This is a genomic window from Gardnerella washingtoni (assembly GCF_049262705.1).
Classification (GTDB): Bacteria; Actinomycetota; Actinomycetes; order Actinomycetales; family Bifidobacteriaceae; genus Bifidobacterium; species Bifidobacterium vaginale_D.
In genome coordinates this window covers 1,601,577-1,626,406 of record NZ_CP058398.1, presented here as the reverse complement: position 1 = coordinate 1,626,406, position 24,830 = coordinate 1,601,577, and the positions used below count along the sequence as shown (strand labels likewise).

At 43.8% G+C, this 24,830-nt stretch carries 17 protein-coding genes, 1 other RNA gene and 2 pseudogenes; 2 read left to right on the top strand and 18 right to left on the bottom strand.

Annotated features, from left to right (window positions below; genetic code table 11):
- Positions 1–4: 4 nt before the first annotated feature.
- The 11 genes and pseudogenes from HXT28_RS06425 to HXT28_RS06375 form a co-directional block, all read right to left on the bottom strand.
- Complete coding sequence (locus HXT28_RS06425) at positions 5–313, bottom strand: hypothetical protein (protein WP_064346653.1); 309 nt, start codon at positions 311–313, stop codon at positions 5–7.
- A gap of 50 nt (positions 314–363) precedes the next feature.
- Entirely contained in the window at positions 364–651 is a 288-nt protein-coding gene (locus tag HXT28_RS06420; protein ID WP_064346654.1) for a hypothetical protein, read from the bottom strand.
- Between the two features lie 370 nt (positions 652–1,021).
- Positions 1,022–1,258 (bottom strand): annotated as a pseudogene (locus HXT28_RS06415) (signal peptide protein, YSIRK family); the annotation flags it as partial.
- Between the two features lie 636 nt (positions 1,259–1,894).
- Entirely contained in the window at positions 1,895–3,412 is a 1,518-nt protein-coding gene (locus tag HXT28_RS06410; protein WP_422113410.1) for a formate--tetrahydrofolate ligase, read from the bottom strand.
- A gap of 270 nt (positions 3,413–3,682) precedes the next feature.
- Positions 3,683–5,290 carry a C69 family dipeptidase gene (locus tag HXT28_RS06405; protein WP_422113409.1) on the bottom strand — a complete coding sequence of 536 codons (1,608 nt, stop codon included), beginning with the start codon at positions 5,288–5,290 and terminating at the stop codon, positions 3,683–3,685.
- Between the two features lie 106 nt (positions 5,291–5,396).
- Entirely contained in the window at positions 5,397–5,948 is a 552-nt protein-coding gene (locus HXT28_RS06400; protein WP_422113408.1) for a YbhB/YbcL family Raf kinase inhibitor-like protein, read from the bottom strand.
- A gap of 77 nt (positions 5,949–6,025) precedes the next feature.
- Positions 6,026–7,182: pseudogene (locus HXT28_RS06395) on the bottom strand (DNA polymerase III subunit delta').
- Between the two features lie 70 nt (positions 7,183–7,252).
- Positions 7,253–7,957 carry a dTMP kinase gene (gene tmk / locus HXT28_RS06390; protein WP_032814239.1) on the bottom strand — a complete coding sequence of 235 codons (705 nt, stop codon included), beginning with the start codon at positions 7,955–7,957 and terminating at the stop codon, positions 7,253–7,255.
- 57 nt (positions 7,958–8,014) lie between these two features.
- A complete protein-coding gene (gene topA / locus HXT28_RS06385; protein ID WP_422113407.1) occupies positions 8,015–10,846 on the bottom strand; it encodes a type I DNA topoisomerase in 2,832 nt (943 codons plus the stop codon).
- Between the two features lie 138 nt (positions 10,847–10,984).
- Entirely contained in the window at positions 10,985–12,379 is a 1,395-nt protein-coding gene (locus HXT28_RS06380; RefSeq protein ID WP_016637077.1) for a PAP2 family protein, read from the bottom strand.
- Positions 12,380–12,591: 212 nt separating this feature from the next.
- Positions 12,592–14,922 (bottom strand): transglycosylase domain-containing protein, encoded by a 2,331-nt coding sequence (locus HXT28_RS06375; protein ID WP_032814231.1) that lies wholly within the window; start codon positions 14,920–14,922, stop codon positions 12,592–12,594.
- Between the two features lie 174 nt (positions 14,923–15,096).
- Here HXT28_RS06375 and HXT28_RS06370 point away from each other — a divergent pair, with 174 nt between their 5' ends.
- Positions 15,097–16,239: an inositol-3-phosphate synthase gene (locus HXT28_RS06370; protein WP_422113406.1), complete on the top strand. Its 1,143-nt coding sequence runs from the start codon at positions 15,097–15,099 to the stop codon at positions 16,237–16,239.
- Positions 16,240–16,281: 42 nt separating this feature from the next.
- Positions 16,282–16,378, top strand: an RNA gene (ffs, locus tag HXT28_RS06365) — signal recognition particle sRNA small type.
- Positions 16,379–16,845: 467 nt separating this feature from the next.
- Here the strand turns inward: ffs and HXT28_RS06360 are convergent.
- From HXT28_RS06360 to HXT28_RS06330, 7 genes are all read right to left on the bottom strand, one after another.
- Positions 16,846–17,595, bottom strand: a complete 750-nt coding sequence (locus HXT28_RS06360; protein ID WP_016637072.1) for an HAD family hydrolase — start codon at positions 17,593–17,595, stop codon at positions 16,846–16,848.
- Positions 17,596–17,746: 151 nt separating this feature from the next.
- Complete coding sequence (locus HXT28_RS06355) at positions 17,747–18,343, bottom strand: heat shock protein transcriptional repressor HspR (RefSeq protein WP_016637070.1); 597 nt, start codon at positions 18,341–18,343, stop codon at positions 17,747–17,749.
- A 71-nt stretch (positions 18,344–18,414) separates the two neighbouring features.
- Positions 18,415–19,458 carry a DnaJ C-terminal domain-containing protein gene (locus tag HXT28_RS06350; RefSeq protein WP_016637069.1) on the bottom strand — a complete coding sequence of 348 codons (1,044 nt, stop codon included), beginning with the start codon at positions 19,456–19,458 and terminating at the stop codon, positions 18,415–18,417.
- A 213-nt stretch (positions 19,459–19,671) separates the two neighbouring features.
- Positions 19,672–20,418: a nucleotide exchange factor GrpE gene (gene grpE, locus HXT28_RS06345; protein ID WP_016637068.1), complete on the bottom strand. Its 747-nt coding sequence runs from the start codon at positions 20,416–20,418 to the stop codon at positions 19,672–19,674.
- A complete protein-coding gene (dnaK, locus tag HXT28_RS06340) occupies positions 20,418–22,304 on the bottom strand; it encodes a molecular chaperone DnaK (protein ID WP_016637067.1) in 1,887 nt (628 codons plus the stop codon). The genes grpE and dnaK overlap by 1 nt, the downstream gene beginning before the upstream one ends.
- Positions 22,305–23,143: 839 nt before the next feature.
- Positions 23,144–23,875, bottom strand: a complete 732-nt coding sequence (locus HXT28_RS06335; RefSeq protein ID WP_422113405.1) for a HesA/MoeB/ThiF family protein — start codon at positions 23,873–23,875, stop codon at positions 23,144–23,146.
- A 36-nt stretch (positions 23,876–23,911) separates the two neighbouring features.
- Complete coding sequence (locus HXT28_RS06330; protein ID WP_064347174.1) at positions 23,912–24,736, bottom strand: thiazole synthase; 825 nt, start codon at positions 24,734–24,736, stop codon at positions 23,912–23,914.
- Positions 24,737–24,830: the final 94 nt, after the last annotated feature.

Sequence of the window (24,830 nt, the reverse complement as noted above, 5' to 3'; positions counted from 1 at the left end):
ACAGTTAGGCAGATTGTAATTCTCGATGGCGCCTCATTAACAGTGAACGTAGATACTCGCTAATTGTAGATTCGCCTTCTTTTTTTGCATCTTCTGCAATTTTGTCTTTCCAAGATTTAGGTATGCGAAATTGAATAATTGTAGATGCTTCGAGATTGCTCATAATAGGCGGTCGCCCAACAAGCGCAACATGAGCATCTTCCATATTGTCAGTATCTGTAAGATTCATTATTAAATTATTCATATGCTCACGCGCTTCATCGCCTTCGCGCTGAACAATAGTAGTTCCATTATGCTCAATTACTTTGGCCATGCTTTTACCTTCTAATTCCTACAAATAATCTGTTGTAAACAAACTATAATCTATTTTATCTTGTATTTCTTCACCCAATCATCAAAAGGTAAATCCCAAAATGATTGTTCACCACTCCCCGCATGATAAATACGCAAAGTATTATTTTCAATTTTCATAACGATACCAATTGATGGCATTAATACATCATCATGCTTACCAGTTAAACGTATATATAAAACACCTTTATACTCCATTTCTTCAGTTTTTATTGGATTTTCTACAGCATAAGCAATATCTTCTGAAGTTAAGCCATGCTTATTACTATGATTTTCGAATATAATTCTTACTCTCCTCATAGCAATGTTGTACTACAATATTGTAGTACAATAAATAGATAGTCAAATAATAAATTTCTAAAGTTTAGACATAACAAAATGCCCAAGAAGGACACAAATCCCTCAAGGGCATTTTTATCTTTACACACATCTTTTTAAATTGAGTTACGCGTATTTATTCTCTATGCTTACCTCTACGAAGATGCAACTTCAGTTTATTCATCAAACCTAATGCAAACATAACAACAGCTGCAACAACAAGAACGATTGCACTTACACCTGTCTTTGCTAGCTCATTCTTCATATGGTCATACGAAGTTGTGTTGTCATTATGGCGAGGATTATGATCAACAGAAGTCTTATCTTCAGATGGCTTCTCAGTTACCGGCGGAATTTTCGGAATAGCTAGTCGAAGATATGGTCTAAAAACATCACCATCTTCAGGAACAATAAATTTGGCTGTAGCCCGAAGCGTAAGCTTGCTACCCGGGCGCAGAATTTTATGAGTTTTATTCGTATCCGCATGATTGTCAGTAGAATCTCCATCAACATAGCTGATTGAAGTTCTTACTTCTGGGAGTTTTCCATCTGGCTTGCCAAAATGCTGCGTAGGAGCAGGAATCAAATCGTTCACCATGCCAGCAACGTTTTTCGCTGCAACATCAGTTTGTTTAACTTGCTTTGGTGCATTACTTACATATTTTGGTCGATTACTATGTAAATTACTGGCTTGCGCAAGCGTAGGCGTCGATATTCCAGCAAATAATAACGCAGCAGAAATTATTCCTGCTGTAAATTTTTTGTTTCCACGAGCGCGCATATCCTCCCCTCGGGATAACAAATATAAATAAAACAAATTCCGAGTAAATCATCACATTCACAATTTTGCAAATCGAAAATTACCGTAATTTTTACAACAACAAAAATCTGCCACATTGCAACAAAAACACTCATATAAAATATTTTCCATCAGCATTTTGAAATAAAATTTATTGCCTTTAATGGCAGTTATAGGAAAATATGTACCGCAAATGGTAGATAAGAACTGCAAACAACAATAATTACAGTTGTTATAACAATAAGACAAATAAATAGTACATGTGACATTTTTCACATATCATAACACACTGCATGCGGAGTACTCGCACATCATTGTAGCGAGCACATTCCTCGCATAGCAAAAACAATGCTTACAAACAAAAACGTCGCTTATGCTTCACATAGGAAAACACTCGCGACGTTTTGTTATACAAAGAAGAAAAAATCACACGATTTTTGGCATAGGTGTAGTAAGCGAAGCAGTAAGATTGACTTGCACAACACCAGCGCCGGCGTGAACTTCCACCTTCTTTAAAGTAACAGTACGCTCTTCAGCTGGCTTGTGATCATCATCAGTCATAGTTGCAGGAGACTTGACTGCCACTAACGCAAGATCATCAAATTCAACACCTGCATTTGCGCACAAATCCTCAGCTGCAGATAACGAATCCTCAAAACCAGCTTTTTCAATTACGCGCTCAGTTGGAACACCGTAAGCTTCTTCACACAGCAACTTAACGCGATCCAAAAGCGCTTGACCCCTGCGACTTTCTGGCACTTGCGTTTCAGCATCAGCACTAATTACCGACACAAAATCGTCAAGCTGATCTGCCAAACCATCGCCGCCATCGCGGAACAAATTGCCAACAATTGGCTTACGGAAGCCCAAAGACTGAGTCTGCTCCAACAATTCAGGCACTTGATCATCCTCGCCTTCCCACAAATTAATAAGCGGGAAAGTAGGAATATTAAGCGATTCCAGTCGCGCAACATGGAATGGGTAACGCCAAGCCAACGTTTCATCATCACGCCAAGTTGTTGCGCGAGTCACAACCACAGCAGCAGCAGGCCACTGAGCACCAAACTCGCGAGCAGCAATATCCAGCCACTTTTGTGCACCAGCATCCGTACCATAGCCAGCTTCCACAACCACTACATCATGCTCAGCGCAAGCCATTTCAACGCTTACCAAACTTGGAATACCAAGTGAAACGTTTGCAAACGGGCCGCAATGCACATAAATCGGCGAGCCGTTAATAGTTTCCGTTTTTGCAGGCTTTACAGCGTCGGCAAGAATATTGGTAATTCGCCACAAATCCACAAACTCACCAAATTTAACAGGCTTACCTTCTTTTGTGCCAGCAATCATAGCAGCAACGCGCTCAGAAATTTCATCCATGCTGCGAGAAAGAACCACGATTTGCATCAGCTCGCAAGTAGGAGTTAGCACCACACGCTCAGGAATAGTGCCCTTACCAAAATCAACAGCAATACTGCGAAGTGAACGCGAAGGAACTTCACTTACACGAGGAACCAAAATAGTATCCAGTTTACCTTCGTCAATTGCTTTTTCTGCAAACGAAACCAGCAAATTCTGCGCGCAAGCAACAGCAGCCATTTCGCCGCACAAACCCCAGTCAATCAACTCAGGATGAGAAAGCGAAGACTTGCCGCCACCACTTGCGCCACCTTTAGAACCAGCAGCCGTAATACCCATACTCGGCTGACGCAAAACAGCCGCCGCATCCACACCACGCTCACGCAAAGCATCAACCAACGCAATAGTTGTAGTTGTTTTACCTTCACCACGAGAAGCTTTCAACGGAGTATCAGCAGTAACAAGAAGCACTTTACCATGCTTACGAGGCTCCTCAGGATGCTGCTTAAGATAGTCCAAGTATCCAAAAGCATCAATTTTTTTTACTAAACCGAATGTTGTAGTGTATGAATCAAGAATGCTCATGTACCCCTCTTTCATAGGCATATTGCACAACAATGCATGCGGAAATTAAGTTACATGATTCATACTATACGATTGCTTGCGCTCAGCATAGACAGCACGCCCAACAACTATGCACGTTATTAGTAACATCTATAACAAAGTAACAAAACATAACAAAAATGCCTTCCTCATGAAATAAAAAGTTCATTTCTTCAGAAGGCACTTAAGTTATTACATTATTTTCATAAGTTTTTCTGTATCTATTTATAAGAAAACTTATGTAATTACATTTCAGTGATCGGAACGATTAAAACCATTCTTCATACGCATGCTAGTGATGTACAGCACTGTGTCAAGCAAAGAATCGGTTTCTTTCTTCAACTTTGCTGCCATATCGTCGTTTGCTACAGCCAAAGCCTCGCGCACTTTGTCGTTACGAAGCTCAGCAATAATAGTCTCAGGATCGCGAACTAAATTATCGTAATCTTCGCCTTCCTCAACTTCATGCTCTGGCTCGTAATCCCTCAAAGAAACGCCAAGCAAATCAGCAATTTCGCCATCTGTATTCTTAACCATTGCATGACCAAGAGAACCAACAGTTTCCTGGTAGCGCTCGATCGCATTGGCAGTATCGTTAAAAGCAGCATCCGCAAGAGCTGCAATAATACGATTCTCCCAATAGAAGTTTTCGCTTGTTACGCGAGTAGTCGTATCTTCCAAATATTTCGGAGTGCGATTTACGTTCGGATAGAACGGAATCAAAGAGTTGAAAGGATTAGAGCCGTAAGTAATCCACTGAATTGCGCGGAAAGCTTCTGGCACGTAAGGGCGGATTTGCATCACTGCAAGCTCGCTTTGGCGGTTGACACCAATTGGGCGCAACATGTGACGAGTGTGCTCATCGCCAAGTTTGCCGTAAGGATCATACTCAGTGCCCTGATAGTGCGAGCTTAAAACGTACTTAATATCTTCAACTGTGACTTTGCGTTCAGGCTGGCGAGCCCAAGGAATGTCGTTGCTATCCGGACGGTGATCTGCATCTTTTCCATCCCACACTTCGTCATAAGGATTCAAAAAACGCTCCATAAACCATGCGCGAGGAGTGTTGTACACGTGGTCGGCATCCGAATGAGAGCCGAAAGCGTCACGAGGATTAAACGGAGAAGTGCTTTCCACCGACAAATCCAAATGATTTTCGTCAATAAACTCAAGCAAATCAGCCGAGCACATGTGTTCCTCTTGGGCATCAAAAGCATCATCCAAATCAAACTCGTCAATTCCAAGCTGGTTTGGCATCACAACATAAGCTTCATCCGGCACACGCTTAGCAATCCAATGATGGCCGCCAACAGTTTCAAGCCACCAAATCTCGTTCACATCAGAAAATGCAACGCCGTTCATTTCATAAGTGCCGTACTTTTCAAGCAATGCGCCCAAACGCTCAACGCCTTCGCGAGCGCTACGAATATAAGGCAAAACAAGCGTTAGGAAGTCTTCCTCGCCAATTCCGCCTGGAACTTCCGGCTTGTAGTCAGCATCGCCAACTTTGCCTTGTGCTTTCTGCAATTCGACCATCGGATCAGCGCCAAGCACACGCTCGTTGGAAGTAAGCGTTTCAGTTGCGCTCATTGCAACGTTTGCTTCGTTGACACCAGCTTCTCCCCAAATTCCTTCGCGCAAGTCTGCGTTTGGTACGCTTGTGTATTGCATTGGATTATCCGGCAACTCAACTGTTACGTGGCTAAGAACTGACTTATAGACGCGCGGCTGATCTTCCGGCTTTACTACCACTAAACGTTTTGGATTAAATTCGCCATTGGCTGAGTCTTCATTGCGCGCGATAAGCGTGGATCCATCGTAACTTGCTTTTCGACCAACAAGAATTGTTGTGCATGCCATATTTGCATCCCCTGTTTTTAGGTTTTATATTTTTAGATTTATTACTTTTTGATTCTAACGCTTAGGCGTTAATTGCAATCATAATTGGTTGCTCTCATACTTGCGTTTAGGCTTTACCAGTAAGGAACATGCCACCAGCATCTACACCTGATGTTACGTTTCTCACTTCGCGCAATAATTCATTCATGTAGAATCCTTGTTGAAGATTTGGCAAAGGCTTTTCTGTGCCAAAAACTTCAAACATGTATTCGTGATCTTTATCAGGAGGCTGCGGACCATTGTAGTGCATAGTAATTGCTGGGTCAGTGCAGCCAACAAACCTGCTTGCTTGCGAATTACGTCCTTGCACGGCTTCAGGAATCATCGACTGCATAGTACGAGAAAAATCTTGCGGTATTTGCAAAGCGTGAGAATCGTTAAAATCAAACATTAACGCTTCAACAGGCACGTTTGCAGCAGTCCAGTGAATCCACTCAAAACCGCATACAGGTATTGCATCGTCGTCAACAAAACGCCAATGCAAATAATGCACAAAAGATGGCATATCATCAACGTAAAACGGGAAGGAAACTACCGGTACTCCGTTAATTTTGTTCTGCGTCGGCGCAGCCTTAGAATAATCATCCGGAATAGTAGTGAAATCTGTTGAAATATTCATACTTCAAGTATCCACTACCTCAATGACGAACATATTCATCAAGTTTGAAGTTATGCGGTCACTCAATTTTAGTGAATTTACCCAAGCAGTGAACAAAAGAGCGCTTCAAAAACAAGCGTTGTGTTGCCATTGCCTGCAAGTCGCCGACGAGCTGCAGCAATGCTATCAACATCATTCAGAACCTGAGTAGCTGTAAGTCTTTGTGATAACGCTACAATATTTGCTTGATATTCCTGATTTATGAGCGGTGAAGAATTTTGTGCACCATGAATCACGACTAAAACATCACGATATACACTTGCAATCGCATCAAGTGAACGCATTAATACATCTCGACTTACACGCGTGATTTTACGTTTTACTTCATCTTTTTACCGATTGCATTGTAAGCTGCGCGTAACTTAGGAGGAACACGATCTTCGTCACGCAAACCGTTAATTCTGCGAAATTCTTTCTGCTGAGCATCAACGTTTCGCTGAATTTCATTTTCCGCTTGGCTTTTTGCATCCTCAATAAGCATGGAAGTAAGTAGAATTGCATCACTAGCATCGTGCAAACGCAGCAAACCTGCAATCAGCTCATCTCGTCTACTTACAGCATGCTCATCACTTGCGTATAGCAATGCAGTAGCTATATTCCCTTGAGATAGCCTAGCTGCACGATGTGCTAGTTTGCTATCCGCACTGGTTTTTTTCATAAGATACTCAACTACGGATTGCTCGTCCGGCATAGCTAATTGCACAACTTGCGTACGAGAACGAATAGTTGGCAATACATCTTGAGTACTAGCAGCACAGAGTAACCAAATCGTATGTTCACTTGGTTCTTCAATTTCTTTCAGAAGCACATTGGTACTGCGCTCTAACATGCGTCCGACATCTTCAATAATAATAATTCTCCATGGAGCTGTACTCGGCATTTGTTCAGAAATGCCAATAACTTCGCGCACAGCATCCACACTCAAGGTCACGCCTTCAGTAGTGAGCATATGCACATCCGGATGCGAACCACTCAGAACTTCCTTAGCAGTTTTACTCAGCTCTCCATTTTCACACTCGCCATGATCTGGGCTTTCAAGAGCTGCAGCAAAAGCGCGCGCAACTTGCACGCTGCCAAAACCGGCAGCACCACAAATAAGCCAAGATTGCGCTATTTTACTTGCATCTGCGCAAGCAACTTTTTGCAAACGCTGAACTACCTGTCCTTGACCAACAACACTATCCCACACACTCATTGCTTCACCCCCTCATATTTTTTACTATGTAGCTGCGCTTCGTTATGTTGCTGCGCTTCACGATTTACATTTATTGAGCGTTAAGTTCTTCAATCGCATTATTTACATCTTGCGCAATCAATTTAGATAACGATTGTGCTGAACACGTAGCGTCTAATACGCGATACCTATCTGCAGATTCCTGTGCTAAATCCAAAAAAGCTTCACGCGTGCGTCTTGCAAAATCAATTCCAGCGGACTCCATGCGATCCTGCTGCCTGTGCAAACGCGCAAAAGCTGCTTCCGGCTGCATATCTAGCAAATACGTACGATCCGGCCACAGAGAGTCTGTAGCCCATTCACTAAGGTTTCGTATATCGTCCATTGTTAGTTCACGTCCACCTGCTTGATACGCAAGCGAAGAATCAATATAACGATCTGTAATTACTATTGCTCCACGAATTAACGCAGGGCGAATTACCTGAGCCACATGTTGAGCGCGATCGGCAGCAAAAAGAAGCGCTTCAGTTCTCGAAGACACAAAAGATCCATGCAACAACAGTTCTCGTAAAGATTTTCCGAGAGCAGTACCACCTGGCTCGCAGGTAACAACTACTTCGCGCCCTGTTGATTGCAAATGTTCTTTTAGTGCTTCAACTTGCGTTGTTTTTCCGACGCCATCAATACCCTCAAACGAAATAAATAAGCCTTTACGCACAGCGGGCTCCGCTCCTCCGCAACCACAGTTTCCTCCGCAAGCACAACCGACTGAAAAATCACCATTTTGAGATGCCATATTTTGTGACTCCATATTTTGTGACTCCATACGCAAGGTCTACTTAAGATTTAGATTTTATTCCGATGCTTTTTTAGTACTAGACTTCTTTGCAGTAGATCTCTTTGCAGTAGACTTCTTTGCAGTAGACTTTGTAGTACTTTTAGTAGCACGCTTCTTACGTTTTACAGGACCTGCAGCACGCTTTTGAGCCAACAATGCAAACGCATCCTGTGGATCAATCGACTCAGGCGTATATTGCTTTGGCAATGTGCGATTCGTTTCACCATCAGTAATATAAGCCCCATAGAAACCATCTTTAATAACTACTGGTTTTCCAGTTTCAGGATCATCTCCAAGCTCACGTAACGGCGGCTTAGCAGCACCACGCGTGCGCTTTCCATATTTTGGTTGTGCGAATAAAGCTTGAGCTTCTTCTAAGGTCGTACTAAAAATAGCGTCTTCACTAGTCAACGAGCGCGTTTCCGGCTTGGCTTCTACTGTTTCTCCAGCAGAAGTATCAACTGCTGAATAAGTTTTAGTCAAGTACGGACCATAACGACCGTTATTTGCCTCAATTCGCGCAAGTTTGACTACGCCTTCCGCATCAACATCTTCATACTCGCCCACCAAACGCGGCAAGTGTAAAAGCTGCAAAGCATCTTGCAAACTTAAGGTCGCAGGATCCATAGTTTTAAATAATGAAGCCATTTTCGGACGAGCTTTAGCAGATTTAGCACTAGACTTAGCATCAGACTTAGCATCTTCACTATCATGTTGTGCATCAACCAAAGCTACATATGGACCAAAACGGCCATTTCGCACTTCAACAGTGCCACCCGTTTCAGGATCAACACCAAGCACTCGAGGGCCTTCAGCATTATTTTCCAATAGCTCACGAGCTACATCAACAGTTAATTCATCTGGAGCTAATGTTTCAGGCAAAGAAGCATGGCGAGGGTTCCCCTCAGTATCGAGATTTTTAGTGTCTTCCAAATACGGGCCATAACGACCAACGCGCACATGTAAACCATCGCTAATATCAATTGTGTTAATTTCACGCGCATCAATTTCACCAAGTTCAGCAACTTGTTGTTGCAAACCCACATGCACTTCATCTGCAGACTTAGCAGAATTATCATCCGAACCGAAATAGAATCTAGTTAACCAATCGCAACCAGTTTCCTCACCATGCGCAATTCGATCCAAACCATTTTCCATGTCTGCAGTAAAGGCGTAATCAACATACTTCGGGAAGTTAGCTTCCAAAAGCTTAATCACCGCGAAAGCAAGCCACGAAGGAATTAAAGCTCGACCACGCTCATACACGTAGCCACGATCGATAATCGTAGAAATAATACTTGCGTAAGTAGAAGGACGACCAATTTCCTTCGCCTCTAAAGTTTTTACCAGCGAAGCTTCCGTATAACGAGCAGGTGGCTGTGTTTCATGAGCACCTACAGTAACATCCCGTGCAGCAAGTACATCACCAGCTTGCATAGGAGGCAACGCCTTATCACTATCAGAAGCAGAAGCATTACCGAAAACCTTCATAAAACCAGCAAAAGTAATAACCGTGCCAGAGGCTTGGAACAAAGCATTGCCATGTTCTTTAGTATCCGCATTCAACTTAACTGTTGCAGTAAAACCAGTAGCATCAGCCATCTGTGAAGCAAGCGTACGTTGCCAAATAAGCGTGTACAGTTTGAGCTGATCTGCAGGTAATTTATCTGCTAAATCATCTGGATTATAAAAATGTGCTCCAGCTGGTCGAATACATTCATGCGCCTCCTGAGCGCCAGCTGACGTAGTTGCATACTGTTTAGGAGATTCCGCTACATACTGTGCACCAAACACTTCACTAGCTGCAGCACGAGCAGCAGCAATAGCTTCTTGAGAGAGCGTTACGGAATCCGTACGCATATAAGTAATATAACCATTCTCATACAAAGCTTGAGCTGCTCGCATAGTTTGACGAGAACTCATCGACAAACGGTTACCAGCAGCCTGTTGCAACGTTGACGTAGTAAATGGAGGCAAAGGACGACGACGATATGGCTTCGTTTCCATAGAATCCACTACGAAATCAGCACTCTTTAAAGACTCAGCTAGATGCGCAGCAAATACCGCATCCATATGCAATGCTGGATGAGAATCATCCTTCACAGCAATAAGCTCACCATTGGCATTGAAATCTTTAGAACCAGCCAAACGACGTCCATCAAGCTCAGTCAAACGAGCTTCAAAATCAACATCATTACCATCGGTATCAGCTGCACACAAAAGTGCACTAACATCACAGTAAGATGCCTTAGTAAATGCCATACGTTCACGTTCACGCTCAACAATAAGACGAGTAGCTACAGATTGCACACGACCCGCAGAAAGACCAGGCCCAACTTTTCGCCACAGCACTGGTGAAAGCTCATAACCATACAAACGGTCAAGTACACGACGAGTTTCCTGCGCATCAACCATATTATTGTCAACATTACGTGTATTCTTCAACGAAGATTGAATCGCATCTTTGGTAATTTCATGAAAAACCATACGCTTAACTGGAACTTTTGGCTTCAGCGCTTCAACCAAATGCCAAGCAATAGCTTCACCTTCACGATCCTCATCAGTTGCCAGATATAACTCGTCAGCTTTGGCGAGCGCAGACTTCAAATCTGCCACTGTTTTCTTTTTATCGGCACCAACAACGTAGTAAGGAGCAAAACCATGATCGATATCTACACCAAATTTACCGAATGCGGCCTTACGCGACGCAGGCACCTGACTCGGTTGAGCGAGGTCGCGAATATGCCCCACTGACGCCATCACGGTGTATCCATTACCTAAATACCCGCCAATTTTTCGCGCCTTCGTGGGAGACTCCACAATGACTAGCTTATGTTCCGCTGCCATATTCGCTCCTTTCTTCACAAAAACATCAAGCATAGAGGCATACGCCTACAAGTTTCGCACTAACTGTATCGCATCTTATGCTGTACGTCTATCCCATTCCACATCGGTGGATAAAAGCAGTCAAAATAGACGTATTACTTATGCAGCTGACGGCGGCGTTGGTGGAGCACCCACCAAACCAAGCCGACTTAGTGGAGCAGCTGTAGCATGGCGCATTACCATAATCACTCCATAAACCAGCAAAGATACACCAATAATCAGCCAATAAGTCGCAATATAAGATACGCCTGAAGCCCATTGCGCAAAAATATCAACGCCCGGCAAAATCTGCCAGATTAAATACACAGCGTACAAACAGGCTAACGCTCCCAACGTAATCATAGAGCTTCCCACAATCTGCACACTAATCGATGAGCGTCGATATGCTGGCATATCCATTCCACTACTGCGAGTACCAGCAAGCACAGCAAGTGTTACTGCACCTACAATAAGTAATGATATCAGTACATCTGAAGACCTGTGCCAATGCCCTGCAATCAAAGAAAGCTGTACTAAAATACTTATAACCGCAGATCCGAGCGCAGTCCACGCTCTCCACGCGCGAGATACAGCACAAATAAGCAACGCACACGCTGCCGCAATCACCAATGCGTGACCAGATGGCGCTGAATTTGTCGATAAATATTCAATATTAATAAGCATTGGTCGAGGCAACATCTTTTTTAACGGCTCAGCAGCAACTGCCAAAATAATTATGCAAGCACATTGACCAAGCATCCACCAACGTTTGCGAATACAAACAATGCTCAATGCTGCTACAGCAATAATTGCACCAAGAATAATAACAACAAATGAAATACATAGCGGACGCAGGCAGAACGATAACCAAGGTGGCACTCCGTGAGAACCAAACCCACTAATTACCATCTCTTCATAACTTTGCCCAAGCACAGTTTGTACACTAAGCAACCACAAACCTACTGCTGAAATTAAAAAGACTACTGCTAACATCATGCACCATAAAATGGTGGATACGCGCGGTCGCTTCATTAATGGATCAAGTTGATCTACGTCATCAGATGGTGAGGAGGTATTAAGCAAAGAATTTTTTGTATTATTGTGTTCTCTTGGTAAGGTCGCAATTTTAGACGTACCAGTATCAGGAACTGCAGCAAAAGCTTGTACTGCTGACTGTTCTGGCAAATCTTCTAAATCTTGCAAACTGTTACCAGAATTCGATAATCCATCAGACTGCTTCACAGATTGTTTCACAGTTTGCTTCACAGCTTCCGACGTACCATCCTCCGGAATTAACGGCATTACTGTTTCCGCCGATTTATGATCCACAACTGGCGAAAACGGCGCGATTGGCTGGGACAACGCTGAGCGCTGGGATGCACTACGATTCTCATCATTCTGCACCTCAGAAGCTTCACGCAAAGTTGTATCCAACGATGCAGCATCTGACATTTCAACAGCGTCAAACTGCTCGTCAATATTATCGGACTGCATTCCTGTTAATTCTCCGCTCATACTTTAGACTTTACGACAGTCTCCATAATAGTGCGAGTTGTGCAACACTTATTCGACGATTATTGGGTAATTTTTTCACAATTTTATTTACCAGTGCTGGCGATGAAAACCACCGAACCTTATCATCGGCTCACATTACCAAGTCAACACGGATTATAAGCATTCCCAATAAGTCAATTACCATGCAGCTTACACTCAACACTATGTATCAATTACTGACCACCATGAGCAGCATCTGAACCTGTCTGATTCTCTCTGCTACTTCCATAAGTACTGTTGTTATAGCTGCTAGAACTGTCTGGCAATGTGCTATCACTACCGCTTATATGCTCATCACTATCCTCACTATTTTCTTTATTCTTGTTCTTATCTTTTTCCTTATTTTCTTTATTGTCATTTTGAGTTTTTTCACGCACATACACATGACGTTCACCCAAACCCCACGTGCCATCTGGACCTCCGACTTTACCCATATCTTTTGCTTCAGGGAACTTAACATTCGGCATGCCAACTAACGCTTGTTTCATATATCTTGTAAAGAGATGAACAGGATAATCGCTACCGCCAAGATACCCGTGGAATGGCTTAATTACTTGCGGACTACCATTTGCGTCCGGATTCCATATTGCAAACGCAGTCACAATATTTGGCGTAAAACCTACAAAACTACCAGCAGTTTCATCATTGGCTGTACCAGACTTACCTGCAACAGCTCTACCAAGCGCACGAGCTTCAATTGCAGTACCATGTTGCACTACACCAACCATCGCCTTCGTAGCTAATGCAGCATCTGCAGGAGAAAATACTTGTTTACCAGTGGTAGGAGCACGATAAAACTCTTTGCCATCAGGATTCTTCACACTAGCAACAATATGTAAATCTGGACGCCTGCCCTGATTAGCAAACGTAGCGTATGCACGCGCAATTTCATTCACATGCACTAAATCATTGCCGAGCACCGTAAACGGATTTTTACCATCTACTCGCCGAGGATTCAAACCAGCCGTAACAGCAGTATGCGCAACTTTGCTGGCACCTAGCTTATGTTGCAAATCCATATACACAGTGTTCACAGAATTTGCTGTAGCACTATATAAATTAATCATGCCATAGCTCATATTAGCAAAATTGCCAACAGGTTTATCAATGCCTTCAAACTTGCGCGGAGAGTTGCCATTGAACATAGTATCTAAACTTGTACCAGCTTGAATTGCACCCAATAACGCAAACGGTTTCATTGTGGAACCAGGTTCATACAAAGCTTGTGTTGCATTATTCAACTGTTTAGCTAAATAATCGTCACCAGCATACACTGAAATAATTGAACCATCTTTCGCATTTACTGATATACCGCCAACCTGCAAACCTTGTGGCACAATTCCACGCCCTTCTTGGGTAGGACTTGCAACCTTAAACATTAAGTCTTGCTTAGCTTTATCAATCGTAGTAATAATGCGATATCCGCCACTATCAAGATCCTCTTGTGTAAATGCCCCATTGTGCGTTAACTCATCACGAACCATACGCAGCAAGTATCCTCGTGGTCCCGCATACATGTTCTGAGTAGTTTGCGTAATCGTCTTTGGTATTGTTGCTTGCTTTGCGTCAGACGCCGTAATATAACCATCTTCTTTCATAATGCGCAACACACGCTTAAAACGAATACCCGCTTCTTTTGGACCAATAGCAGGATCCCAACTACTTGGCGCTGGGATAATGCCCGCAAGCAATGCCGCCTGCGGCAAAGTTAAATCTTTTGCCTCAATACCAAAATACGCTTTAGCAGCAGCTTGAATACCGTATGCGCCACGACCCAAATAAATGGTATTCATATAATTGCAAAGTACAGTATTCTTGTCTTGCGTTTGTGCAATTTTCAACGCCAGAATAGCTTCGTGAAGTTTACCTAGATAAGTTTTCGTTTCACCAAGATAATAACGTTCAGCATATTGCTGAGTAATAGTAGAACCGCCCCAACGACCGTGTTTAGTAACATTATGAATGAGTGCGCGACCAATACCTTTAAAATCGATACCGCCATCATGATAGAACGAACGATTTTCTGAAGCAACAATTGCTTGACCAACATATTTAGGAAGCACAGAACAGTTAATAATTTCGCGATTTTGTTCAGCAAAAGAACCTAATTCTGTTTTGCCATCTGCGTAATATACCTTAGTTTTATCTGCCATAGCAACTTTGTCAGGAGCAGGTATGTCAGTAGTTGCGTACATGTAAGCAAAGATTGCTGCACCAAATAAAATAGGCACGAAAATAATAATTAACATCCAGAAAATAATAGGATGCCTTCCATGCCAAGTTTTTCGGCGCTGTTGACGAGTGTAAGCGCGTGAACGTTCTCGCCTTGAACCATGGTTGCCACTAGAGGTATAAGAAGCACGCGTACGAGAAGTATACGAGCCACGTTCATTTGGAGGAACTGTAGCAGGCATATCCGTATTTTTTTGCGATTGTGACGATATGCTCCTCGCTGATTTTTCACGAGAAGAAGCCGACCGACGCCCAGTTTTATGTACAACCATATATTCAACCGTAGCGCCCGGTGCTGAATTTTATTCATTCTACCGTTTTTATCGTTAAAAATAACTAAAAATGCAGCACATATTGGCATATATTGGTGAAGGCAATAGTATGATGAAGTATGTATAAATGCGGCATAATGCAATGCCGCTTATTGTCCCAGACAAGGAGTCTATATGAGCATCCGCGTTGCCATTGCCGGAGTAGGCAATTGCGCTTCGTCGCTGGTTCAGGGCGTTGAATATTACAAAAACGCTGATGACGGTGAGAAAATTCCAGGGTTGATGCACGCTGTTTTTGGCAAGTATCGTGTGCGCGATATTGAGTTTGTTGCAGCGTTTGATGTTGATGCATTAAAGGTCGGTCATGATTTGAGTGAAGCAATCGGCGCTTCGCAAAATAACACCATTCGTTTTGCTGACGTGCCGAATTTGGGCGTGGAAGTTATGCGCGGGCCTACTTATGACGGTTTAGGCGATTATTATCGTGAAATGATTGACGAATCAGAAGCTGAGCCAGTTGATGTAACTCAAGTATTGAAAGATAAACACGTTGACGTGCTAGTTTCTTATTTACCAGTAGGCTCTGAACATGCAGATAAAGCTTATGCAACAGCTGCTATGGAGGCTGGCTGCGCGTTTGTGAACTGTTTGCCAGTATTCATTGCTTCCGACCCTGACTGGGCACAAAAGTTCCGCAACGCAGGAGTACCTATTATTGGTGACGATATTAAAAGCCAAGTTGGAGCTACTATTACGCATCGTGTGATGGCTCGTCTTTTTGAAGATCGTGGCGTACGCTTAGATCGCACATACCAGTTAAATGTTGGCGGCAACATGGACTTTATGAACATGCTTCAGCGTTCTAGGCTTGAGTCTAAAAAGATTTCTAAAACTCGTGCAGTAACTTCAATCGTTCCTCACGAAATGGATGAGCACAATGTTCATATTGGGCCATCCGATTACGTTGCTTGGTTAGATGACCGCAAGTTTGCTTTCGTGCGTTTGGAAGGCACCACTTTTGGTGACGTCCCATTAAATTTGGAATACAAGCTTGAAGTGTGGGATTCGCCAAACTCTGCTGGCATTGTTATTGATGCCGTACGCGCTGCAAAGATTGCATTGGATCGCCATTTATCTGGTCCAATTTTGGCTCCAAGTTCCTACTTTATGAAGTCGCCTGCTGTACAACATGAAGATAGTGAAGCTCGAGAGCTAGTTGAACGTTACATTGCTGGTGAAGTTGAGGCAAATGAGTCGCAACTTACTGCTGACGTTGAGACAGCTAAAGAACATGGTAAAAGCGTGTGGCGCGCCTAACACAACAAGCTCTCGACATGTAGCAAAAATCGTGTAAGATAGAAAAAGCCTCCGCGTGGCACTACGTCACCCAATCCCCCCAGGGCAGAAATGCAGCAAGGGTAAGTGGCCTCTAGTGGGTGCGCGGAGGTTTTTTCTATACGTATAAGCACTTGAATTTAGGGTTATAGGCCCAAAAGTGTGCAAAGCTCAGCTGGTGGATGTTCTGGGGGTATAAGCTACAGCCGCAACACTCTGTTACTAACTCAGTTAACTAACTGAGTTAGTAACGCTGATCGGCAAAACACTGTTAAAAACTCAGTCAGTCGACTGAGAAAACAACACTCACAACCCAAATATCGTTACTAGCTCAGTCAGCCGACTGAACTAGTAACACTCAAGCCGAAGTGCTATTAAATATTCAGACAGTTCTTGCTTCAAACACTCCTAGCTTAAGGAATAGCCCACACTCAACACACTGTGAGCCCCACTGCCGTAAGGGTTATGAGCTTACTTTTTACGCAGCTTTGTTCGGGTGTTGAAAATACTAAATCAACACTTTCTGAGCACGCTGAGCAGCTTTTTTGTTGTTTATTTTTGCAGCTTATTCTGGATTGTCATTTGATTTTATTCATTACATTGTTTTGTAACTAAATCTTTAAACGTTTGCGCAGTTACGCCCGCATAACCGTTGAGTTCTGCGTGATGCTTACTTTCGGATATGTTTGCGCGCGAGAAACCTGTTTGTGCAATTACAGTTGCTCCCGAATTCATTGCGGCAGTAAGACCTGATAACGAATCTTCTATGGCAATGCAATGAGCCATTTGCTTTGCAACTTCCTCATCTGTGCCCTCAATACCAACCATTTTCCCCGCAGCAAGATACGGTTCGGCGCTAGGCTTCGGCTTAAAACCATCGTCTCCACACACATACCCAGCGAAAGCACCTTCTGGAGCGTGGTTCACAATATTTTCCACTAAGCGTCGCGGCGAATTACTCACCAAAATAGAAGGAATACCAGCTTGAATAAGACTTCTGAGCACTTCGAGCACACCTGGAATCCACGGCACAGCCTCTGCTTCACGAGCAGCAACGTAATCAACCATGCCTTTGCCAATTTCTTCAACCGTTAACTTAGTGCCAGACGGAATCATTTTATTGGCAACAGTTTCAAGAGACCCGCCAGAACACTCCCAAGCTAAATCTTCATCCCAGTATCCACCGAATTTTTTTACCAAATAAAACTCAGACTCATGCCAGTACGGTTCGGAATCAATAAGAGTGCCATCCATATCCCAAAATACTGCGCGCAACGCATGTTTTTCTTCACTTGAGTTAAGAGTATTTGCCAACACATTCGTCGTCTGTTCAGCCATTCACAATCCTTTATACTGCTGTACTGCACATATATTTGTTGCAGCTTCTGTAGCACATTATGTTTCGCAATAATCCTGTATTACTTTTCGTACTATTCATTCTTCTCACTAATTTCTCACTACAGCACAATACGTAACCTTGTCTACGTTACTATAGGCTCCACGCTCGCCACAATACTACTGATTTATCATCCAAAACTGATTGGCCTTCTTTTTCGTGAATGCTTGCTGAAGACGTATATGATGATGGCAAAGCTTTTCGCTCTGTACGTATGTCCCGCCTCCAATGTCGTGCATTACGCGAACGATGCATTTCAACAATGTCACCATCTGCATTTGCCGCAAAAATATTACGATCAGAAGATTCTACTATTTCCGTTAAATGCCTTACGCGCCTCTTAAGCTGACGGTTTTCCTCTTGCAATGCCAAAATTTGCATAATTCCTGCAAGATTAATACCTTCATCTTGGCTTAAATGCTGAGTTTGTACAATTCTGTCAATATCTCGCAAAGAATAACGGCGAGCGCCTCCTTCTGTTCGCTGAGGCATAATCAAACGGAGTCGATCATATTGACGCAAGGTTTGCGGATGTGTATTAGTAAGGCGTGCTACATGACTGACAGTGAATACTGGTAAATCAAGGATAAAACCTACCTCGTCTGCGCCATCAAGCGTTGCATTACCTCGCACTAAAGCCACTGCACACATCTCATACAGCGCTTTAGTTTCACGCGTTATTGGCTTCATAGCACGCCTTTCTTACTACGTTATTGAATTGTTGCTATTCAACGTTGCTAAGTAATACTACTTAGTATTACTTAGTTTTGCCTGAGTTTTTTAACTTCTGCAACGTAGGCATCACCGGCAGTTTTATCAAATTCTTTTGCTGCATGTTTCAGTAGCATAGTTGCACGCTTCGGTATATGAATTTGTACAATACCAATAAAATCACCATGAGCACCTGGGACTCCAGCACCTTCAACATGAATTTCATCGCCGCTAGAAGACCCAGCAGGTACTTTAAAAGTCACAGGGTTACCATCTACGTCGTTCAGTATAACTTTTGCACCGTGTACTGCTTCACTCAACGTCAAAGGCAATGCTGCAACCAAATTATTACCACGTAAAGTGAATGTATTTGATTCATCTACGTGAACTTGTAAATATAAATCTCCCGCAGCACCACCAAATTTACCGGGCTTACCTTTTCCTTTCAAACGAATTTTTTGACCGGCTTTTACACCAGCTGGAATATGCGTTTTGAAAGTTGTACCAGCTGCACGCAACGACACCGTAGCACCTTTAAAAGCCTGCTTAAAAGTGAGCGTAATATTCGTTGTTATATCTTCACCAACTTCAGGCATATTTTCCGGCTGTGATTGTGCGTACTGTGCATTACCAAAATTATTCGCGCTTTGGAACCCAGATGCGCTTGGATTCTGCTGGCTTCCGCTAAACATGGAGAAAATATCCCCCATATTCGGGCCTGCACCACTAGTTGTGAAACGAATGCGTGAACCGTTGCCGCCCATACCGGTTCCTCCATTAAACATGGAGAAAATATCCGAGAAGCTTGACGCGTCAAAGCCGCCCGCTCCACCAGCGCCACCGGCGAAACGAGCACCTCCTGTACCAAACTGACGAATAGCATCGTAGCGCTGACGCGTTTGGCTATCTTTTAAAACATCATAAGCTTCAGAAACGTCCTTAAACTTTTCCTCTGCTTCTTTTGTTTTATTTAAATCCGGATGATACTTACGTGCAAGTTTACGATACGCTTTAGTAATCGTTGCTTCATCAGCATCTTTGGAGACACCGAGAACCTTATAAAAATCCTTAGCTAACCATTCATTTTCAGCCATGTGTGCCTCCTTCCCTTATCAGCACATTGGCACACTACACGCTTTTATACTTGTATACTTACTTTTATGCTTTGCATCTCATGCATATAGTTACGCAATAAACGCAACGCACTATATGCATACTCGTGCTAACCCGACGACGAGTTAACACGAGTAAACCACAATTCACATACCCCAGCGGAGTATCAAAACCGCGTTATAGCAAATAAGCAATCACTCATTATGAGGAGATGCGACTACGACGCGAGCAGCACGGATAACACGATTCCCTATACGGTATCCTGCTTCAACAACAGCATCGACTGTTTCTTTCGTTGCATCTGGATCTGGTCTGTGCAAAATTGCATCATGCTTAGTCGGATCGAAGTCCTCGCCCTTTTCACCAAACTTTTCCACACCAAACTTTGCGAAAGCTTTATCGATCTTCGTTGCAACAGCTTTGAACGAATCATCCATCTCGCTATGCTCACGAATACGATCAATATCATCCAATGCTGGAAGCAATGCATTCAGCACGTCAGTAATGCCGTGTTCACGGAAAAGATCTTGCTCTTTCTTAGCGCGATTACGGAAATTAATGAATTCTGCGCGCTCACGCTGCAACGCTTCCAAGTATTCTGCAGCTTCTTTTTTAGCTTTACCCAGAGGTGTCAAACTATCTGAATTAGCATCTGCATCTTGATCAGTTTCAGAAGATTCTGCCGATTGTGTTGCAGTAGCATGTAGCTCAGATTTTTCAGCAGTTGCTTGGCTGGAAGAATCAGCAGAAACGTTGGTGTCAATATGTGCATCAGCTTGCGTTTCTGCTTGATTCTTACTATCTTCACTAGCATGTGCAGCATTGTCTGCGCTATGAGGCACTTGCTCACAATCTCGTGAAGTTTCACCAGCAACATTTGCGTCGAGCGAATCAGCATCGTTCATGTCTTGCAAATATTCATTGGCGTTAAACTCGGACATTACTTGTTGTCCTTATCGTCCTTGTCGTCATCCACCACTTCGGCGTCAACTACGTCATCATCCTTAGCAGCAGATTCTGCACTTTGTGCACCAGCAGCACCAGCGCCAGCACCAGGAGCAGCTTGGGCACCATTTTGTGCATAAAGCTGCTGGCCAATCTTTTGAGCAGAAGTCATCAACTCACTCTGAGCAGACTTAATCTTCTCAACGTCATCGCCCTTCAAAGCTTCCTTCAAAGCGTTCACCTTGTCGGTAACTTCCTTAGAAATTTCGTCGGAAAGCTTATCCTTGTTGTCGTTCACAAGCTTTTCAGTCTGATAAGCAAAGGCTTCTGCTTGGTTGCGAACTTCAGCTTCTTCCTTACGCTTCTTATCTTCAGCTTCGTGAGCTTCAGCTTCCTTCACCATGCGGTCGATTTCGTCCTTTGGAAGACCAGAACCACCGGTAATAGTCATGGACTGTTCCTTGCCAGTGCCCTTATCCTTAGCGGAAACGTGCACAATGCCATTAGCATCAATATCGAAAGTGACTTCAATCTGAGGAACGCCACGAGGAGCTGGAGCAATACCAGTCAACTCAAAAGTGCCAAGAGGCTTGTTATCGCGAGCAAACTCACGTTCACCCTGATAAACCTGAATCAACACGGACGGCTGATTGTCTTCAGCAGTAGAGAATACTTCCGAGCGCTTCGTAGGAATTGCAGTATTGCGATCGATAAGCTTTGTCATAATGCCACCCTTGGTTTCAATACCCAAGGAAAGTGGCGTCACATCAATAAGCAGAACGTCTTTGCGATCTCCCTTAATAACGCCCGACTGCACGGCTGCACCAACAGCCACGACTTCATCTGGGTTCACGGACTGGTTAGCTTCCTTACCACCGGTAAGTTCCTTCACCAAATCCTTCACAGCTGGCATACGAGTTGAACCACCAACAAGAACCACGTGGTCAATCTGGCTTACGGAAATTCCAGCGTCAGAAAGCACGTTGTTAAATGGTGTACGGCAGCGACCGAGCAAATCGGAAGTCATTTCCTCAAAGTGAGCACGAGTCAAAGTCTCATCCAAATGCACTGGAGTGCCGTCAGGAGTCATTGCCAAGTACTGCATAGAAATTGAGGTGGAAGTAGAAGAGCTAAGCTCCTTCTTTGCCTGCTCAGCAGCTTCCTTCAAACGCTGCAAAGCAATCTTATCCTTGCTCAAATCAACGCCGTACTTGTTCTTAACTTCGCCAACAAGCCAATCAATAATCTTCTGATCCCAATCGTCGCCACCCAAGTGGTTATCGCCATTAGTAGCCTGAACCTGAATTGTGGAGAATCCGTCGTCATCCTTACCAATTTCAAGCAAGGACACATCGAAAGTACCACCGCCCAAGTCGAATACCAAAATGCGCTCGTCTTCCTTGCCCTTTTCGAGACCGTAAGCCAAAGCTGCAGCAGTTGGCTCGTTAATAATACGAAGCACATTCAAGCCTGCAATCTTACCTGCGTCCTTAGTTGCCTGACGCTGAGCATCGTTGAAGTATGCTGGGCATGTAATAACAGCGTCGGTTACTGGCTCGCCCAAGTAGGCTTCAGCATCGCGCTTCAACTTCATCAAAACCTGTGCGGAAATCTCCTGTGGAGTCCACTTCTTGCCATCAATTTCAACAGTCCAATCAGTGCCCATGTGGCGCTTTACGGAGCTAATTGTGCGATCAACGTTTGTTACAGCCTGACGCTTAGCAACTTCACCGACCAAAATTTCGCCGGACTTGCTAAATGCCACAACAGATGGTGTGGTGCGAGCGCCTTCAGCGTTCACAATAACGGTTGGGCTGCCGCCTTCAAGAGTAGCAATGCAAGAATTTGTTGTACCTAAATCAATACCTACTGCACGTCCCATAATTTCTCCTTAACTCAGGATTGCACGTTTTGTGCAATTACGTTTTCCTTTAAGTTCTGTAGTTCGTAAGCTGAGTTTTATTTAGATTCCGTATTGGGAACTATATAAAATCTCAGCTTTTTTGCTTTCCAAAACTTGAGCCTACTACACTCAACTTGTAAAAGTCAACTTTTATTCCCAAAAATTACAAAAAACTTTATACAACTAGACTCAAGTTTTGCAGTTGCGCTCTGCAGACACTGAGTATTTATTGCTTAGAGAACTTTAACATTCATGCTCTGCAGACACTGAGTATTTATTGCTTAGAGAACACTAGCATCATTGCTGCTGCACACACCACACCAGACTCTCCTACCACGCACCCATCCGAAGCTCGGTTTTTCGACTCTAGTTGCACTAAGCAAACCACGCACTTTCACAACGAACTGCACGAGTCTATAAGTTTTGTGTTAAAGATTAACAAAGTAGAGGTCAAGAAAATTTCGGGCAGAGTGCTAAAAGAGGAGCGCAGCGACTGGCGCGACGACCTGCCGAAGCGCTTAAAGCGTAGCGCGCGAAGGCAATTCGGAGCGTGAGCTTGCTAAAGGTTGAAAGCACAGTGTGCTTTCAACGCAAGCTCAGCAGCGAGTACACGCAAAGTGTACGAGCGTTGTGCACGATGCTGAAATTTCCTTGACCTCACAACACTAAACACCAAACACATTAGCCAAAACTCATAGACGATACTCAAGAATAACGCAAAATAAAATCGCCACTCAAGAAAAACACCAGCCAAACACCACCTAAAACTCGCACCACAGCAAACAAAAGCAGTAAATCAAGTCATAATTACGCAAGTTTCACGCACTGAACTTAAAGTGGCGCAAAGAGTTATCTAATGCGTTATAACGCGCCAAAACACCAATAAGCGGTGTGCCAATGCCGGTTATAAGTTTGATTGCTTCAGTTGCCATCATTGCGCCAATAATAGCTGCGGTTGCGCCCAATACAGCCGATTTTGGCACTGTTTCTTCCGGAGGTGGGCAAGGATACAAGTCGCGCAAGCCAGGTCCTTTCCCCGGCACAAAAACGCTCACCTGACCTTCGTAATAAAGCACCGAGCCATAAACTTCCGGTATTCCTGCACTCCACGCAGCATCCGCAATCAAAAAGCGCGTAGCAAAATTATCGCAACCATCAATTATCAAGTCGTGATTTTCTACAAGCTGCTTCGCATTATCTTCATTAAACCTATTCACAAGGTTGATTTTTAAGCCCGGAGATAGCGCCTGCAAGCGTTTAGCTGCAAGTTGGGCTTTAGATTGGCCACACTGATCAACAGTGTACAAAGTCTGCCTTTGCAAGTTAGAAAGCTCAGCAACGTCGTCATCACAAATTGTGATTTCTCCAACTCCTGCAGCAGCAAGCGAAAGTAAGCACGGAGAACCAAGTCCGCCCGCACCAACCATGCAGATTTTTGCATTGCGCAACATTTGTTGATGCTCAAGAGTAAAGCCCGGCAGGAGCAAGTGGCGAGAAGTACGCTCCGCCTCAAGCTCCTGCAGGTTGTCGTAAATTTTATTAATCGTCATGCTTAAATACTTATGCCGAAATTCATAGTATGAAATTTACAGTACAGAATCAGCCCAAGCGCGACCTTCAACAGGCGAGGAAGCGAGAGCATGATTTCGCATTGGAATACGCCCAGCATCGTGAGCAAGCTTGCCAGCAGTTACAGCAGCAGCCATTGCGCAACCCATCTTCACTGGATCTGGGCAGCGAGTTACAGCGCTTGCAAGAAGCACGCCAGAGCAGCCGATTTCAAAAGCTTTAACAACGTCGGAAGCAGTGCCAACGCCAGCATCCAAAATCACAGGAACGCCAGCTTCCTTGCATTCACGCACAATCAGCTCAATATTTCGAGGATTCAAAATACCAAGACCAGTGCCGATTGGAGCGCCACCAGGCATAACAGCCTTCACACCAAGCGAAACCAAGCGACGAGCCACAATCGGATCGTCATTCGTGTAGCACAGCACGCTAAATCCTTCTTCAACGAGCTTTTCTGCAGCGAGCAACACTTCGCGAGTATCTGGGAGCAAAGTATCGTCATCAGCAATCACTTCGAGCTTAATCCAATCAGTTCCAAGAGATTCGCGAGCCATTTTTGCAGTAAGCACAGCGTCATGAGCTGTTTTGCATCCTGCAGTATTTGGCAAAACGTTAATGTTATGGCGTTGCAGCATTCCATAAATATCCACGCCTGTTTTTGCATGGCGGCGCAAAGCAACAGTAGCTACTTCCGCACCCGAAGCCACAAGCGACTTTTCCATAATATCAATGCTCGTCATGCCGCCCGTGCCAAGCAAAAGCCTTGAATGTAAAGTTTTGCCGCAAAGTTGCCAAGTATCAACACTTTCTTCTGCATTATTTTCAGAATTATTTTCTGCCATTTTAAGCCTTTTATTTAAGATTTAATATTTTATATCGTATCTAAGATTAAATATTTAAACGCACTTATCTAAACGCATTTATTTAAACGTGACC